The organism is Methanosarcina sp. 2.H.T.1A.6 (genome assembly GCF_000979455.1).
In the GTDB taxonomy this organism is placed as follows: Archaea; Halobacteriota; Methanosarcinia; order Methanosarcinales; family Methanosarcinaceae; genus Methanosarcina.
In genome coordinates this window covers 65,235-81,935 of record NZ_JJOY01000052.1, presented here as the reverse complement: position 1 = coordinate 81,935, position 16,701 = coordinate 65,235, and the positions used below count along the sequence as shown (strand labels likewise).

General features: G+C 42.3%; 13 protein-coding genes. 3 read left to right on the top strand and 10 right to left on the bottom strand.

The features are described from left to right. Window positions 1–197: 197 nt before the first annotated feature. From EO98_RS16880 to nifS, 8 genes are all read right to left on the bottom strand, one after another. Window positions 198–947 (bottom strand): hypothetical protein, encoded by a 750-nt coding sequence (locus EO98_RS16880; RefSeq protein WP_048137669.1) that lies wholly within the window; start codon window positions 945–947, stop codon window positions 198–200. Window positions 948–1,631: 684 nt separating this feature from the next. Continuing rightward, window positions 1,632–3,017 (bottom strand): hypothetical protein, encoded by a 1,386-nt coding sequence (locus EO98_RS16875; protein ID WP_048137715.1) that lies wholly within the window; start codon window positions 3,015–3,017, stop codon window positions 1,632–1,634. A gap of 942 nt (window positions 3,018–3,959) precedes the next feature. Continuing rightward, complete coding sequence (locus tag EO98_RS16870; protein ID WP_048137667.1) at window positions 3,960–5,570, bottom strand: homoserine O-acetyltransferase; 1,611 nt, start codon at window positions 5,568–5,570, stop codon at window positions 3,960–3,962. 6 nt (window positions 5,571–5,576) lie between these two features. Further along, entirely contained in the window at window positions 5,577–6,965 is a 1,389-nt protein-coding gene (locus EO98_RS16865) for an O-acetylhomoserine aminocarboxypropyltransferase/cysteine synthase family protein (RefSeq protein WP_082098663.1), read from the bottom strand. A gap of 1 nt (window position 6,966) precedes the next feature. Then, window positions 6,967–8,334 (bottom strand): O-phospho-L-seryl-tRNA:Cys-tRNA synthase, encoded by a 1,368-nt coding sequence (pscS, locus tag EO98_RS16860; RefSeq protein WP_048137665.1) that lies wholly within the window; start codon window positions 8,332–8,334, stop codon window positions 6,967–6,969. Window positions 8,335–8,646: 312 nt separating this feature from the next. Continuing rightward, on the bottom strand, window positions 8,647–9,561 hold the full coding sequence (gene nadA / locus EO98_RS16855) for a quinolinate synthase NadA (RefSeq protein ID WP_048137711.1): 915 nt from the start codon (window positions 9,559–9,561) through the stop codon (window positions 8,647–8,649). Window positions 9,562–9,710: 149 nt separating this feature from the next. Further along, window positions 9,711–10,100 (bottom strand): Fe-S cluster assembly scaffold protein NifU, encoded by a 390-nt coding sequence (gene nifU, locus EO98_RS16850; RefSeq protein WP_048137663.1) that lies wholly within the window; start codon window positions 10,098–10,100, stop codon window positions 9,711–9,713. Window positions 10,101–10,205: 105 nt separating this feature from the next. Beyond that, a complete protein-coding gene (gene nifS, locus EO98_RS16845) occupies window positions 10,206–11,363 on the bottom strand; it encodes a cysteine desulfurase NifS (protein WP_048137709.1) in 1,158 nt (385 codons plus the stop codon). A gap of 274 nt (window positions 11,364–11,637) precedes the next feature. Here nifS and EO98_RS16840 point away from each other — a divergent pair, with 274 nt between their 5' ends. The 3 genes from EO98_RS16840 to cysE all read left to right on the top strand — a co-directional run bounded on the left by EO98_RS16840 (window position 11,638) and on the right by cysE (window position 14,582). Next, window positions 11,638–12,003 (top strand): transcriptional regulator, encoded by a 366-nt coding sequence (locus EO98_RS16840; RefSeq protein WP_235284799.1) that lies wholly within the window; start codon window positions 11,638–11,640, stop codon window positions 12,001–12,003. 513 nt (window positions 12,004–12,516) lie between these two features. Continuing rightward, a complete protein-coding gene (gene cysK, locus EO98_RS16835) occupies window positions 12,517–13,443 on the top strand; it encodes a cysteine synthase A (protein ID WP_048137707.1) in 927 nt (308 codons plus the stop codon). A gap of 167 nt (window positions 13,444–13,610) precedes the next feature. After that, window positions 13,611–14,582, top strand: a complete 972-nt coding sequence (gene cysE, locus EO98_RS16830) for a serine O-acetyltransferase (RefSeq protein WP_048137658.1) — start codon at window positions 13,611–13,613, stop codon at window positions 14,580–14,582. Window positions 14,583–14,800: 218 nt separating this feature from the next. Here cysE and thiE read toward each other — a convergent pair whose 3' ends face one another. Then, window positions 14,801–15,499, bottom strand: coding sequence for a thiamine phosphate synthase (gene thiE / locus EO98_RS16825; RefSeq protein ID WP_052734436.1), 699 nt, complete (start codon window positions 15,497–15,499; stop codon window positions 14,801–14,803). Window positions 15,500–15,813: 314 nt separating this feature from the next. Next, window positions 15,814–16,599 (bottom strand): hydroxyethylthiazole kinase, encoded by a 786-nt coding sequence (thiM, locus tag EO98_RS16820; protein ID WP_048137655.1) that lies wholly within the window; start codon window positions 16,597–16,599, stop codon window positions 15,814–15,816. Window positions 16,600–16,701 lie beyond the last annotated feature (102 nt).

The window sequence follows — 16,701 nt, the reverse complement described above, 5'->3', positions numbered from 1 at the left end:
CAATTGAGTCCTGGATGTTGAAATGTGAAATTCCTGAATATAGCATATACCGTAGGCAGGGTCATTAAAAAAGATAAAGGATAGAACTTTAAGAGATGGAAAAATCAACCTGAATACTAATGAAGTAAAGAAATTAGTTTCTCTTTTTATTAAATAAAAGAATTGACAACAACAAATTGATATCTGATTATATATTTTTATTCTTTCAATTTTTTTATCAGTAATTTAAAAGAATTATAACCTAAATACCAAGCTCCCTGATTAAATTCTATTGTTGAAACACCTAATTCTGAACAGGCATCAACAATTTTTTCTCTTACATTTTCATCCCTTTCATCTAGTTTATTAATAATTCCTACCTCATATGCAACTTTTCTAACCCATGTATCAACAGGTTGTAGGCAAACTAAATCTTCTCTCTTTTTTATTTTTGGTTCAAGTGAGTAAAAACTTACCAAATCCCTTAGATAAAAAGAACTGCATTTTGGTCCAATTGAATGTATTTTCTGAAGCTCCTTAAAATGATCTGCTGTTTCTCCATTCTGAATTCTAGAGAGAGAATAGTTTACGATATTTCGCTCACTATTTTCAGAAATAAATCCCAAGATTGAGATTATCATCTCAATGTCTCGACTTCTACCTATTTTTCCCTTTCCGATACCTTCCATCAATCGAGACCTAATTTCGGGAAAATTCTCTTTATTTAAAATAACTTCTGGGATACCATTGTTTTCATTAATGTATTTCTCAAGGATATCTTTTGCACGTTTTTCAATTTTCTGTGAAATTTTATCTCTTCTGCCTTGATAAAAAGAATGACCAAAATGAAAACTCAAGCTCTCTTGCCAATTTGTTAACAAGATGTGTTTGTCGTATTTATCGTTAAGATTTTCTTTCACATACTCATCGCTATAACTAGCAACTTTTTGTATTAGTTCATTTGTCACATTAATCCCCAACAACTTTATTATTGTTTTATACTCTTATTGACTTTGGTCCAAAATCCAGTGATTTTTGCATTTTTTGATTGAAACACTGAATTTGCAGGAAGAATTCAGACTTCGACTAAACTCAATATTCGACATATAAAGAATTCAATCCCGATTACGTGTTCAAAAAATTATAACCAATTTCGAAATCCAGTGATTTTTTAGTTTACACCAATCACTGGATTTTGGAACTGAGTCCATTGTTTTGTTATTAATACAAAATTAAGCCATGATTTATATTAAGAATTAAAGTTCAAAAATATAATTTGTAGTATTTAAGATAGAGTTAGCTTCATTTGCTACTCCTATGCATAAGTTCTAATAACCTGCTTTCGGCAGGTCGACATTAAAAATTAAAATATTTTTTCCAATGCCGTTTTAGAACATTAGCTGACTATATGTTATGTTCAAAGCTGGTTAACTTGTGTCTAAACTCCCTCGACGCATATAAACACTGAACCATTTTTTCATTCAAGCTTAGTATGAGATATCATGTTTGGACCATATGTTAACCTAATAACTAAATATAATTATGGGGCATAATCCCAAAATCACCATCAGTAATAATTATCAAAAATTAAATGTCGACCTGCCGAATACCGGCTAATAAGTAAAAATGGAAAATTTATTATTCCACTTAGGTTAAGAAAGTTCTGGAAAATCAACGATCTTGCCTTCAGCTTCAAAAATTGCTTTCCTACACAGCTCCGCATACATTTGATCATCATTTTCCCGTAAATATTTTGCAACAAAAAATAGATCAGGTGTTCGGACTAACGCAACTTTTGCTCGTATGGCTCCTGTACTGCACTTTTGAGTGAAATACTCACTCCTTTTTTCAATTTCAGTAAACCTATAAGCATTACCAAAGAGTACACCCTTTGCGTAATCTTCAACACCTTCTCTTTCGAAGTCTTCATGAATATTCCTTTCTAGCTGACTAAGTTTCTCGATGTTTATCGGTTTATTATCCTTTCCTTCAGCCTCGCCTAGAAAGCGTCCTTCTTTACTACTAAAAATAGCATCAAATTCAGAATCTGAGTCCTGATATCCTTCAGCGTCAAAGCCCATTATCTTTAAAGCCTTTATAATAGCCTTTTCCAAAGGTTTCCCAGTCTCAAAAAGTAAGTTACGTAATAAGCTTTCTTCCTTCAAATCTATCTCTAATAATTTCTTTTTTTCTTCTAGTAAAGAAATTTCTTTTAAGATTTGTTCAATATCAGAGGTAATTTTGTACTCAGTGGCTAATTTATATGTATTTTCACAAGTCCATTTCGGTGCTGGAGTTAAAGATTGCCTGTAATTTAAAGCTTTGTCAATTCCAAGGATAATATATTCTACCTTAGCACCAAATTCTCTACCTTTTTTTGTCCAAACATCCTCACCATAAGCATTAATCCTAGTAAGCTTTTCAGTATTATTTATAGGTGGGAGTAGTATAAGAGTCCCTTCTTCTTTCTTTATGAGAGTTCCTACCAATTTATTTCCGACTTTTGTAGTCAAAAGGGGTTTCAATTCCGAGTTTTCTAAATATACTTCATAAGATGAATATGCTCCAAACTGATCCCAATAAGTTGAAAGAACTCCTAATTCTTTTGAAATTTTAATCTCTGAACCAGAGGATGAAATAATCTTTCCTAAATTTATTGGCAAAAAGGAATAGTTGTTCACTAGGTCTACATAATTTATTGTTTTTTGATTACGGCCTGTTCCTGATACCTCATTTTTGCCAGTGTATACATATACTTCTTCAAACTTAGCTAAAAATATAAATATGGTTTTTCCATGCTCAAAAGCTACCTTTAGTTCATATCTCCAACGTTTTAGATCCTCGATTAATCTCTGAGAATCGGATTCTGTTATTTTAGGTTTACCATTGTAAGCCTGATAGCTGTTAGAGTAATCTGAGAATGTAGGCATAAACAAAATAATGTCTGCATCTAACAAAGATTGTGTTGATTTAAGAGATAGAGTATCTACAACATCTCCAGGAAAAGGATACCCAACTGAAAATACTTTTTTTACCATACTTACAAGGAACTTAAGCAAGTATATAAATCTTAATGAAATAAATGATTCAAATATCTGAGATTACTACAATGAAATTAACCTTCTGAAGATGGAATATGCTCAAAAGAATCATATGAATAAAAGAGAACAATAGCCCAATTCGTTGCAACAACTAAAAAACAGGCGATTGTTAAATTCTTCTCAGAAATAGCCCGACTCACGCCATATTTTCCCCGCTACACTTCTTATTTTCGCTTTAGAACCACAAGAATTCTTATTTAAGCTAACATACTCATTTTTAGCATAGATTCAAGTCAGGGGCTTATAATTAGTTCAATTTTCTAACATTTGCCGATTATTTCAAAATCGCTTTTTTAATCAACATTTTACTTGCCTGTATATTTTTTTTAATTTTTCAAAATAAACCACAAGCGACCTCGTGGGGAAAGGTTTTTAAAAGATTTTCAGTATCCTCTTCAAATTCAAGGGAGAATTTTCCAGCCAGAAAAATATGAAATAATTCTGTCATACAGTTCTAAAGTTGAATGCATCTCAAGATGCTGGTTTTTAAACATAGTTAAATAATTAAGTTTTCAGTAAATATGTGAAATTTACTTTTACCCATACAATTTGAAGAGGATACGATTTTCATTCTGATCAGGACAAAATCAAGGATTTATTCTGGTCTTTTTTCACTTTTTTGAAAGACCGCTCTCCTGCGTCGAGCGTGACAAAAACGACGTGAGATAGAGAGTAGAGTTGTAAGGGGCAGATTTCAAGATTCAGAATTTCAAGCCAGCCAGGCCAGCAGTATTTTTGCTCTAAAAATCAACCGGGAGCGCTGCCTGCGTTTTAATTTTCATTACTCTAAGCCGGCCGACCTCATCCGCACCCGGGCACGGGACAGGAATAAGCGGAAGTTCTTATTCAGGCCGCCCCGGACTAGAATCTCCCGGTTAGTTAACCGAATCTGCCGATAAGGGCACTTATGCTTTCGCTTGTAACAAGGCCTATTACGCGGTGCTCGGAATCTATGACCGGAAGTGCGGAAATTGAGTAATCTTCCATTATTGAGGACGCTTTCTCAATCCTTTCGTCTTCATATACGTACCTGACATCCCGGGTGATAATTTCGTCCAGCTCGTTGATTTTGCAGGCTACTGCTTTTGTAATGTCCCAGGAGGTGACGATGCCTTCAAGCTTTCCGTCCTCTGAAATGACTGGCAGGTGGCTTACACGTTCTTTTACCATGAGCCTTGAGGCGTGCTCGATTGTTTCGTCTCGCGAGACCGAATAGAAATTCCGGTTCATAACGTCGCTTACGAGGATCTGCGAGAGGAAGCTCCTTATCAGGTAGTTCAGCTGTCCCTCTTCAAGCAGGAAAGCGTCGTGTCCGTATTGAGACCTGATCTCTTCGTACCTGGCATCAACTCCGTTTGCAGTAAGAGCCGATACGATATCCTGAGCCTGGTAAGGGGGATAGAGCCAGTCCGAGGATATGGAAATTACAAGGTACTTTGCAGTAACTCCGGAAAAGCCCTCTATAAGGGAGCCGTTCCTTGAAAGGTCGAAGTAGTCCACGGCTTTTGTAATATACAGGTAGGAATTGGCATCAAAACGCTTCGTGAAATTATCTCCCTGGTAGTTCAGGTAGCTCTCAACCTGGAAGTTTGGGGCGAGATCATGTGAGGCGTCATGTGAGGCGTTAGGGGAGGCATCCGGGGAGAGTTCGGACAAATTCGTGTTTGTCGTGCCCACCGTGCCTGTTATGCCTGCTGCATCCGCATCCTGCTGAAGCCTTCCGAACTTCTTTTGCATTGAAGCGTCGCTGAGGTATGTAATATGCCCGATCATCCGGGCAAGGGCCAGGCCCTGTGCAGGGATTTCTTTCCCGTAGTAGTTTCCCCCGTTCCATTTCGGGTCATCGGTTACGGCTTTCCTTCCGATTGCTCCGAATGCTATTTGCTGCGGGGTTGTGGAGGCTGTGGTCGCTATTGCAATTGCTTTTTTTACCATCTCGGGGTAGCTGACCGTCCACTGGAGCACCTGCATTCCGCCCATTGAGCCGCCCACAACCGCAAAAAGCTGTTTTACTCCGAGGTGCTCGACAAGCTTTTTCTGGGCCTTTACCATGTCTGCGATGGTAATTACGGGAAAGGAGATGCCGTAGTGTTTTCCGGTTTCGGGGTCTATGGAAGAAGGGCCTGTAGAGCCCTTACAGCCGCCCAGTATGTTTGAGCAGATGACGCAGTATTTTTCAGTGTCAAACGCTTTATTGGGGCCGATTACAATGTCCCACCAGCCGGGTTTTCTGTCGCCTGTATGGAACCCGGCAGCATGGGCATCTCCCGTAAGGGCGTGGCAGATCAGGATAACGTTGCTCTTATCGGCATTCTGCTTCCCGTACATTTCGTACTCTATCCTGACGCCGGAAAGGGTTTTTCCGCTCTCCAGGCTGAAGGGTCCCGGGATTTTATAGTTCATTGAGCGGACTATCCCGATGCTCTGGCCTTTTTTTTCCGAAAACAGTTTTTTAGATTTAGATTTCGAAGAACTCCCGGAAACTGCCATGCTCGCTCAAACCTCTGAAAGTGCCTGTTCGATGTCGAAAATCAGGTCTTTTTCGTCCTCGATTCCTACGGAAAGCCTGATGAAGTCTTCAGTTACTCCGCATGCCAGCTGTTCTTCTTTTGACAGCTGTTCATGGGTGGTTGAAGCCGGATGGATTACGAGGCTTTTGGCATCCCCTATGTTTGCAAGGTGGGAAAAGACCTCAAGGCTTTCAATAAACGTTTTGCACTCCCCGATTCCGCCTTTAATTCCAAAGCCTACTATTGCGCCGGAACCTGACTTGAGGTATTTCTTTGCAAGCTCATGGCTCCTGTGAGACTCAAGGCCCGGATAGGAGACCCAGGAAACTTTCGGGTGGCCCTCCAGGAACTTTGCAACTGCAAGGGCGTTGTCGCAGTGTTTTTTCATTCTCAGGGGGAGAGTCTCAAGCCCCAGCGTGAACAGGAATGAGTTAAAAGGGGAAAGGCAGGCTCCGGTATCCCTCATGAACTGCACCCTTGCTTTTCCAATAAAAGCTGCCTTTCCGAAGGCTTCCTTATATTTCAAGCCGTGGTATCCGGGGTCGGGCTCGCAAATCTCAGGGAATTTCTCAGGGTTCCAGTCAAAGTTTCCGGAGTCAATAATTACCCCACCTATCGAAGTCCCGTGCCCTCCTATGAATTTTGTTGCGGAACATACGACTATATCTGCTCCGTGTTCTATTGGCCTTAAGATCAGAGGAGAAACGGTATTGTCCACGACAAGGGGGATTCCTGCCGCATGGGCAATCTCTGCAAGTTTTTCAAGGTCAGCCACATCAAGTCCCGGGTTTCCTATTGATTCCACATACAGGGCTTTTGTGTTTTCGGAGATTGCGTTTTTAAATTCTTCGGGGCTGCTTGAGTCTACGAATTTTACGGTCCTTCCGAGTTTTGGGAAAGTATAATTGAAAAGCTCGTAGGTCCCTCCATAGAGCTTGTCCCCTGAAACGATCTCGTCTCCGGGTTTTGTAAAGGTGAGAAGAGCCGTTGTAATTGCCGCCATCCCTGAGGCTGTTGCAAGGGCGCCTATGCCTCCTTCAAGGGCAGCGATTCTTTTCTCAAAGACATCGGTTGTGGGGTTCATCAGGCGCGTATAAATATTGCCTGCTTTTCTAAGCCCGAAGAGGTCGGCTGCTTCTTCGGTGTCTTTGAATACATACGCTGCTGTCTGATAAATCGGAACTGACCTTGCTCCTGTAGCCGGATCAGGTGTTGTTCCTGCATGCACGGCAAGGGTAGAAACTCCCAGATTTTCAAACCTCTTTTTTTTCAGGCTTTCCTTACTTTCTGTATTTTCCTTACTTCCCGTATTTTCCTTACTTCCCGTATTTTCTTTACTTGCTTTTTCGTTCTTGTTTCCGTTTTCGTCTGTCATCTCATCTTACCTCCAGACCGTATTTCTCTGCTATCTCGACCAGGGAATCTCCCAGGTACTTTACTCTGTCCCGGGAAAGCCCGTACGTGCTCAGCTTCCAGGCTCTTGTTGCTCCGGGGAATAAGCCGACAATTCCTCTTTTTGAAAGTTCGTCGCTCAGGTAATAGCCCCTTTTCGGATGGCTTTTCGCAACCGTATCAAAACTGTCAGTAGTATCGATTTTGGAAAGGGCATGTTTTCGGGGGTATTCGGACAATACCTTGCTGCCGGAAATCGAAAGGAGCCTGTCCATCAGGTAGTTGGATTTGTCCACTTCTTCATCCCAGTGTTTTACCCGTTCCTTTACAGCCGGAAAAGACGCCATCATTGAGAACAGAGTCCCTCCCATCAGGGTGCAGCCGAGCATTTCAACTTCTTTTATGCCAAACTTGCGTTCAGTAAGGTCCCCTTTCATCTGAGTTGTCCTGAAGACGACAGGAGCCCACTCCTCGGTTGTTGCAAGGACCCCGGACGGTGCAGCGGACGCCATGCTCTTATGGCCTGACCCTATCACAAAATCAGCCCCCAGGTCTTTTCCGTCAACAGGCATTACCCCTACGGTATAGGCTCCGTTGTAGAGAAGCGGAATATCGTACTGGTGTGAGACCTTTGAGATTTCCTTTATCTCATGCTCGTTTGCCAGCTGGTAGTCAAAATGGTCCATCATCATGATTTTAGGGGTTTTTCCGGTTTCTCTGATGATTGCTTCGATTTTTTCTGCGGTTGCTTCGGCTGTAATTATATTATTTTCATTCAGGGGTACTTCCTTTACAATGCCGCCTGCGTTTTCCACAGAAAGAAACTCGGTATAATGAGAAAGGGAAGAGACGAGGGCAATATCTCCTTTTTCGAGTAAAGAAGATGCAACTGCCTGAAACCCTCTTCTTGCCCCCGGGACAACCCTGGCTTCATCCATATTGAGAAAGTCTGCAAGTTCGGAATGGAAATCCGCAATTCCGGGCTTTGTGATCTTGTCAAGCCTGAAAGGTTTTTTGCATGAATCACAGGTAGAATAGCCGTCTCCATAAGCGATAAGCGCCTTTCTTGCGTCAACGGTCAGCTTTCCGGCTGCCTGTATAGGCTGGATGTTTATGAAGGATTCTTCTCTGTCCCTGACCGGAAGATTTCCTGCAAGCCTGAAAACTTCGGGCTTTCCTGTCCCGCTTTCAAGCTCATTTATTACTTTTTTGAGAGCCGAGATCTTTTTCTGAAATTCCTGTTCTTCGGTTTCATTCAGACCCGTGGGTAAAGTCCCTCTGAAAATCTCCCTTATATCTTCAAGGGCAAACAAGGCTTCAAACGTCTTCTGTACCCTTATATCCTGCACCATTTTCTCTTCTACCTCTTTTTCAGCTGTTATTCAAAGTCAGAAGTGAGAATCGAACTCACGTATCTCCGGGTTGCAGCCGGAGGCATAGCCACTCTGCCATTCTGACATACATTTGCTTTTTACATATCATCACAATTGTGAAGACATAATCACAATTGTGATGTAAGTATAAATAATTTTCCGTCAATAAGAAAAAAAATGAACCGGGTAAAATATGATACGGGACAGATCCTTTAGGAAAAGATATTTCGCAAAAAAGTCAGGGAAAGGAAACTGCAGTCCTTTCTAACCCTGCAGTCCTTTCTTTTAGACTCAATTTCCCCGGATCTCAAGCATCCTGTCCAGCGCTTTTTTTGCTTTTACTCTTATATGCTCCGGAACATGGACTTCGTATTCCATATTCTGGAGGCTGTTGAGAATGGACTCGAGGGTGATTTTTTTCATATTATAGCAAAAAGCCTTCTCCGAAGCAGGATAAAATTTTTTATCCGGGTATTTTCGGTTCAGGTTTTTAACAATTTCCTTTTCAGTTCCTATTATGAATTCCGTTGAATCTGATTTTTCCGCCTCTTTTATAATCCCTGAGGTACTGAGAATGTGGTCAGCAAGGTTAAGGACCTCAGGCCTGCACTCGGGGTGTGCAAGAAATTCTGCACCAGGGTGCATTTTTTTTAATTCTTTTATCTCCTCATCCCCGATGTTCTCGTGAACATGGCAGAATCCGGGCCAGAGATGTATCTTTTTATCGGTATGAAGAGCTACAAATGCGCCAAGGTTTTTGTCCGGGACAAAAATAATCTCCCTGTTTTCGACTGAATTTACCACATTTATTGCATTTGCAGATGTGCAGCAGATATCGGATTCGGCTTTTACTGCGGCTGAACTGTTTACATAGCATACAACAGCTGCTTCCGGATATTTTTCTTTTTCTTCCCGGAGGGCCTTTACAGTGACCATATCCGCCATCGGGCAACCCGCATCCGGGACAGGCAAAAGGACTAACTTTTCCGGGGAAAGAATTGATGCTGATTCTGCCATGAAATGGACGCCTGCAAAAACTATAACCTCAGCTTTTGAATTCACTGCTTCCCTGCAGAGGGAAAGGGAATCCCCAACAAAATCTGCAACTTCCCGCACTTCCCTGCGGGTGTAAAAGTGGGCAAGGATTATGGCATTCCTTTCCTTTTTGAGTTTTTTTATTTCCTCTGCAATTAACTGATCTTCCATAATAATTCCATTTTCCATAGTAATTCCGTTTTCAAAGTGATTTCATTTTCAAAGTGATTTCATTTTCAAAGTGATTTCATTTTCAAATTAATTCCGTTTTCAAATTAATTCCGTTTTCAAAGCAACTTAAATTTCAAACATGCTGCGGCTCATTCTGTCCACGGCTCAAGTCCTTTATTCTTGAGATGATCGTTAATTGCCTCATGGATTGCTTCTTCTGCAAGCATTGAACAGTGCATTTTTATCGGAGGGAGCCCGTCAAGGGCCTCTGCAACTGCTTTGTTTGAAAGTTTCCAGGCTTCTTTCAGGGTCTTTCCTTTGATAAGTTCGGTTGCCATACTGCTTGATGCAATTGCAGCCCCGCATCCAAAGGTCTGGAACTTCACATCCGCAATCCGGTCATCTTCGACTTTAAGGAAGATCTTCATTATGTCTCCGCACTTTGCGTTCCCCACCTCTCCTACACCGTCGCAGTTCTCAATGCTTCCCATATTTCTGGGGTTTGAAAAATGGTCCATCACTTTAGCGCTGTAATCCATGATTTGTCCTCAAACATTAGTTTCCAATTTTCAAATTATTCCAAAGTCAGGTTCTTTTTACCCAAATTATCCTGCAGTTTTTCCTCACCAGTCTGCAGGTGCCTCTCAAAGAGTCCTGTAATTCTGAGGGGTCAATGGAGACATATTTCTGAGTCTCTGCACTATATCAGGCAGGACCTCAAGTACCCTGTCCACATCTTCCCGGGTATTCATTCTTCCAAGGCTCAACCTCAGAGAACCGTGAACTATCTCGTGCGGAACTCCGCAGGCTGTAAGCACATGCGAGGGTTCAAGGGATGTAGAGTTGCATGCACTTCCCGTGGATGCAAAAATTCCTTTAGCATTTAACAGAAGCAGGAGGGATTCACCTTCTATGTATTCAAAAGTGACATTTACGTTGTTTGTAAGCCGCTCTGTGGGATGGCCGTTGAGGTGGGTTTTCGGGAGTTTCAGAAGCCCTTTAATCAGGTGCTCTCTCATTTCCAGCAGGGTTTTATTCGTTTCTTCAATCTCGCCTGCTGCAAGCTCTATAGCCTTTCCAAGGCCCACGATGGCAGGGACATTCTCGGTTCCCGCCCTGCGTTTTCTTTCCTGAGCTCCGCCGTGGAGAAGAGGTTCTATTTTTGTCCCTTTTCGTATGTAGAGGGCTCCACAACCCTTTGGCCCTTCGAACTTGTGCCCTGAAAGGGATAGGAGGTCAATATTCATTTTTTTGACATCTATAGGGACATGGCCTATTGCCTGGACCGCATCCGTGTGGAAATATATCCTGTTCTCTCTTGCGATTTTTCCGATTTCTTCTACAGGCTGAATTGTCCCTATCTCATTGTTCGCAAGCATTATGGAAATGAGTATTGTGTCGGCTCGGATAGCATTTTTCAGCTCCTCAGGGGACACTCTTCCATATTTATCCACCGGCAGGTACGTTACCTCAAATCCCTGCCCTTCCAGCCAGATACAGGTGTGAAGGACTGCATGGTGTTCAATAGAAGAAGTGATTATGTGATTTCCTTTATTCCTGTTTGCAAAGGCTATCCCCTTTAATGCCCAGTTATCGGATTCGGTGCCTCCGGATGTGAAATAGATCTCATTTTCTTCAGCCCCGATGGCATCGGCGACCTTTTGTCTTGCTTTTTCTGTTGCACGTTTTGAGATTTTTCCCGGATCATAGATAGAAGAAGGATTTCCGAAGTTTTCTGTCAGGTAGGGAAGCATCTCCTCAACAACTTCTTTTCTTGCAGGAGTTGTAGCAGAGTTATCCATGTAAATGGTCCTGTTTTCAACTGTCACATTTGCACCTTTACAATTGTGAGTGATGATAACTGATGATAACAATTGTGAATAAACATAACAATTGTGACTATATAAGTTTTATCCTGGAAAATTTCCCTGATAGAAACGATGAAACAGCTGAAATTCAGCAGTCCCCTTGAGAATATTGCTTCGCAGGTAAATCTTATTATTATTTTTAACACTGAAAATAAATATATATGTATATCAGATATATTCGTTCTCAATTGTAAAACCTAAAGAAGTGATGATAATCATGGAAACTCCGTGTCAGAAGATTGTGTGGGATCTGGTCCCCGCAATAAGGGCCAGTCTTGCAATCGAACTTGTAAATAAAGGACAGTCACAGGCAGCTTCCGCAAAGCTGCTGGGGATTGCTCCCTCGGCAGTTTCCCAGTATATTTCGGGAAAAAGAGGATACAGGATCGAGTTCCAGGGCGAGACGAAAGAATTGATTGAAAAACTTGCTCAGGACTTAATCGACAATAAAGTCGACGATTTTGTACCAAGGATCTGCAAGATATGTACAAGTGCAAGAGGAATTGAGAGCGACTGCAGTAGCACCTGTGTTACGGAAGAACCGGCAGTTAAAAAGAAGAAAGCTAAAAAGTGAACTGAAAACAAAAAGTGAACTGAAAACAAAAAGTGAACTGAAAACAAAAAGTGAACTGAAAGAAATGACATACTCTGATATTTAATAAGTTCACTTTAAATCAGTCTATTTAATCAGTCTATTTAATCAGTCTATTTAATCAGTTTATTTAATCAGTCTATTTAATCAGTCTATTTAATCAGTCTATTTAATCAGTCTATTTAATCAGTCTATTTAATCAGTCTATTTTAAAACTTTTATCTCATTCTGGCATCCACCTTACTGACTCTTCCATATTCATCTTCTATAATCACGCCTATGATGTCTTTTTAGACTCTTAGTTTTTCCTTTGCAGTTCATTACAGTACACTGTCTGCTCGATAACTTTATATTTAAGACCACACGTAGTTCACAATTGTGAATCTCTCTGCATACTCCTTATTACAGCGTATGATTGAGGGTCCAATTCAAGCCGGTATGAACTATGGAGAACGGCAAGTTTCAGGAAAAAAACTGCAGAAAAAGGCGGATAATATGGAGCGAATATACTCAGACATAACCCGGACAATCGGTAACACGCCGCTTGTTCGGTTAAATCACATTACTAAAGGTCTTCATGCGGATGTGGTGGTAAAAATGGAGTCCTTTAACCCGATGGGAAGTGTAAAGGACAGAATCGGATTGGCAATGATCGAAGAAGCCGAATGTGAGGGGAAAATCAAAGAGGGTACCACCATTGTTGAAGCTACCAGTGGCAACACCGGCATTGCTCTTGCAGGTGTATGCGCTGCCCGCGGCTATAAGCTCATCCTTGTCATGCCTGAGACAATGACTGTAGAACGAAGAAAACTGCTGAAGGCCCTGGGAGCAGAGCTTTTCCTGACCCCCGGGCCTGAAGGGATGAAAGGGGCGGTCAACAAAGCAGAACAGATGGCTGCAGAAGATCCTGCTCTTTACTATATACCCCAGCAATTCCAGAACCCTGCAAATCCTGAAGTCCACCGCAGGACAACTGCCGAGGAAATATGGCGAGATACGGATGGAAAAGCGGATGTGATTGTAGCAGGCGTGGGAACAGGAGGGACAATCACAGGGATTGCCAGTGTTCTCAAAAAAAGGAACCCTGCTTTCAAGGCGGTTGCTGTCGAACCTGCCGAATCTCCCGTACTAAGCGGCGGAAAGCCAGGCCCGCACAGGATCCAGGGAATAGGTGCAGGTTTCATTCCGGATGTACTCCGGCTTGACCTTGTCGATGAAATTGTCAGGGTAACTGCAGATGATGCCACTGCCACAGCGAGAAGGCTGGCTAAGGAAGAAGGTATCCTTGCAGGGATATCTTCAGGGGCAGCTGTATACGCAGCCCTGCAGGTAGCATCCAGGAAGGAAATGAGCGGGAAAATGATTGTTGTTATCCTGCCGGACACAGGGGAGCGTTATCTGAGCACCGATTTATTTGACTGATCCATTTGACAATTATGATTGATCCATTTGACAATTATGACTGAGCCATTTGACAATTATGACTGATCCATTTGACAATTTTGATTGATCTTTTTGATTGATCTTTTTGATTGATCTTTTTGACAATTTTAACTAATTTATTTGACAATTAATGCTGGAAGATTTCAATGGGAATCTGGGAAGATATCAGAGAAGATATCAGGACAGTTTTTGAAAAAGACCCGGCCGCAAGATCCAGGCTTGAGGTACTCTGCTGCTATCCGGGGCTGCACGCTATCTGGATGCACCGGGTAGCGCACTCTCTCTGGAACAAACACTTCTATTTCCTTGCCCGGTTGACATCTCATATCTCAAGGATGCTCACAGGCATTGAGATCCATCCCGGAGCAAAGCTCGGGAAGCGGGTATTCATTGACCACGGGTCCGGAGTTGTAATCGGAGAAACTGCTGAAGTAGGTGATGACGTTCTCATATACATGGGAGTTGTGCTGGGAGGGACAGCCCTGGAAAGGACAAAACGCCATCCTACTGTTGAAAATGAGGTGGTTCTGGGTTCAGGTTCAATCGTGCTCGGGCCAATTACTATTGGAAAAGGTGCTAAAGTAGGCGCGGGTTCGGTTGTGATCCGGTCAGTCCCAGCCGAAGCTACCGTGGTGGGCGTTCCTGCCAGGATTGCAGGGCCGCAATCCTCCGGGCTCGTGGGGCAGCTGAATCACGATAAGTTGTCGGACCCTGTGCTTACTGTGGTAAGCCAGATGCTTGACCGGTTAAGCAGGTTAGAAGAACGGTTTCAAATTCATGGGGAATCTTCACCCATATCCGCGCCCATATCTGCAATAACCTCGCAAAAAACCGTGCTCAACGAAGATGAGCAAATTTATTCCCTGCTAAAAGACGTGATCGACCCTGAGGTTGGAATAGATATCGTCAACCTTGGCCTGGTCAAGGAAGTTATCGTGGAGGGAACAAGTGTGAACGTAAACCTTGTATTGACAACAAGTGCCTGTCCCATGATCGAATACCTTAAGGACCAGGTCAGGCGAAAAGTTCTGAGTGTCAACGGGATAGAAAAGGTTACTGTCAATATTCTTGACGAGCCCTGGAAATGGGGGCAGGTCAACAGAAAGGCATTCCATTAAGCCCTGTACCATGAAGTTTTAAGAGGACTAAATTACAAATCTTTCGACCGTACAACCGTATTTGCCATACCGGGTCGTTCCTGTTACGCTCGACGCAGGAGAGCGGTCTTTCCCAAAAAAGCGTAAAAAGAGAAAGGAAAAGCAAGAAAGGAAAAGTGCCATAAAAAGTCTGTGAGGATGTAATCAGGACAGAATTAAGTCCGGCCTGAAAAGTGCACTTATACGCTTCTGTTTTTCATTTTTTGAATTATATCTATGAAATATTCGGTTTCCCTTTTCACATCGTCGCTGCAAACGACTGCAGAAATTGCAACAAGGCTGTCAGCTCCATTTTCAACTACAATTTTGCAGTTTTCTTTATTTATTCCCCCAATAGCAGCTACCGGGATTTTTATCGCATTTTTAACTTCTCTTATTCTGGCAGGACCAATTCCCTTTCCTGCATCTTTTTTAGTGGAAGTATCGAATATGGATCCCAGGCCTAAATAATCAGCGCTACTTTTTTCTGCTTCGATTGCTTCCTCAACGTTGTGGACAGTAAGGCCGATTATCTTATCTGCGCCCAGAAGCTTTCTTGCGGTTTCAATTTGCATGTCGTCCTGGCCGATGTGAACGCCATCCGCATCAACTGCCAGAGCAACGTCAATTCTGTCATTTACAAGAAAGATTGCCCTCTCACCGCATATTCTTTTGATTTCGGATGCTTCGTTGACCATCTCTTTTGTACTCTTGTTTTTCTCCCGGTACTGGATAATCTTACAGCCTGCTTCAACTGCTTCCTTTACATCGGATAAAGTCCCTTTCTTTGAGAGTCCGGAGTCTGTTACAAGGTAAAAGTCAATCTCTTTTAATAGGGAAATTTTCTGGTTGAAATGTGTCTGATTGAAATTTGTTTGAGTGGAATTTTCCTGGTCCATAATGCTTCAACCCATTCAGCATACGTGTTTTAAAAATAATTAGAATCCAGCTGGTTATAATAATTATACTAATAATAAGGTAGCCAGCTTGTAAATTGTTGATATTGTGATAATCGGTTTTTCTGTGCCTGATATTTAGATATTCGTTTCTTCAAAGGCGGCGGCCCGGTCGCCTGGGCGCGGGACAGAGATGATTGGAAGATGCCATTCGGGATGGCATGGCAAGGTGTACTAGCAAGGGTGCACTGGCAGAGCACCCCGGAACAGTATCCAGACCAATTAAGCAAACCGCCGGAAAGTCCCCTTTTTCGGATTCATTTTTCTTCGACTTTCATCATGTCCTTTACTTTCTCATCTGACAGGTTGAACACTTCGTCATACAGGTGAACCTTAAAACTTCCGGGCCCGCTTGACTTTTCAGCTGCAAGTTCTCCTGCAACTCCAAAGTAGCATAAAGCATCTTTGGCGGCATCACAATAATCCGGATTGACTGAAGCAAATGAGCCGATTATTGAAGCAGCCATGCAGCCGGTCCCGACAATTGACCCCATTAGTTCATGCCCGTTCTTCACAATAAATGTCTTATTTCCGTCACTTATTATGTCTTCTTTTCCTGTCATTACTACGATGCAGGATTCTGCTTTTGCGAATGCTTTTGCAACTTTTTCGGGATCGGCATTAATTGCGGTTGCTTCTACGCCTTTTGTTTCAGCTTTTTCGCCTGCCAGTTTTGCAATTTCTGAGTAATTGCCTTTGATGATGTCAATGTGGACCAAACCAAGGATTTTTGCAGCCATTTCATCCCTGAATTTCGTAGCTCCAACGCCGACTGCATCAAGTACCACCGGGATTTTCTTTTCGTTTGCAGCGGCAGCTGAGAGCAGCATGGAATCTATGATTTCGGATGTCAGGGTTCCGATATTCAGCACAAGAGCCGACGAGATCTTTGTCATGTCAGCACATTCTTCAGGAGCATGCGCCATTACAGGGAGCGCACCAAAAGCTCTTGTCATATTTGCGCAGTCGTAAATAGTTACCCAGTTCGTGATGTGATGAATCAGGGGTTTTGTTTCCCTTATTGTTTTTAGTGGCTCATTCATCAGTATTCCTCAATAGACGTTTTAAATTGTATGTGGTTTGTAAGCAGTTTTAATTGTACGTGGTTTGTAAGCATTAGCAGGATATGTGTGTAGATAATGGTC

Bases quoted from the DNA above. Each gene is read 5' to 3' on its own strand.
- EO98_RS16875 (WP_048137715.1), bottom strand. From the start codon at position 3,017: ATGGTAAAAAAAGTATTTTCAGTTGGGTATCCTTTTCCTGGAGATGTT.
- EO98_RS16870 (WP_048137667.1), bottom strand. From the start codon at position 5,570: ATGGCAGTTTCCGGGAGTTCTTCGAAATCTAAATCTAAAAAACTGTTT.
- EO98_RS16865 (WP_082098663.1), bottom strand. From the start codon at position 6,965: ATGACAGACGAAAACGGAAACAAGAACGAAAAAGCAAGTAAAGAAAAT.
- pscS (WP_048137665.1), bottom strand. From the start codon at position 8,334: ATGGTGCAGGATATAAGGGTACAGAAGACGTTTGAAGCCTTGTTTGCC.
- nadA (WP_048137711.1), bottom strand. From the start codon at position 9,561: ATGGAAGATCAGTTAATTGCAGAGGAAATAAAAAAACTCAAAAAGGAA.
- nifU (WP_048137663.1), bottom strand. From the start codon at position 10,100: ATGGATTACAGCGCTAAAGTGATGGACCATTTTTCAAACCCCAGAAAT.
- nifS (WP_048137709.1), bottom strand. From the start codon at position 11,363: ATGGATAACTCTGCTACAACTCCTGCAAGAAAAGAAGTTGTTGAGGAG.
- EO98_RS16840 (WP_235284799.1), top strand. From the start codon at position 11,638: ATGATAATCATGGAAACTCCGTGTCAGAAGATTGTGTGGGATCTGGTC.
- cysK (WP_048137707.1), top strand. From the start codon at position 12,517: ATGGAGCGAATATACTCAGACATAACCCGGACAATCGGTAACACGCCG.
- cysE (WP_048137658.1), top strand. From the start codon at position 13,611: ATGGGAATCTGGGAAGATATCAGAGAAGATATCAGGACAGTTTTTGAA.
- thiE (WP_052734436.1), bottom strand. From the start codon at position 15,499: ATGGACCAGGAAAATTCCACTCAAACAAATTTCAATCAGACACATTTC.
- thiM (WP_048137655.1), bottom strand. From the start codon at position 16,599: ATGAATGAGCCACTAAAAACAATAAGGGAAACAAAACCCCTGATTCAT.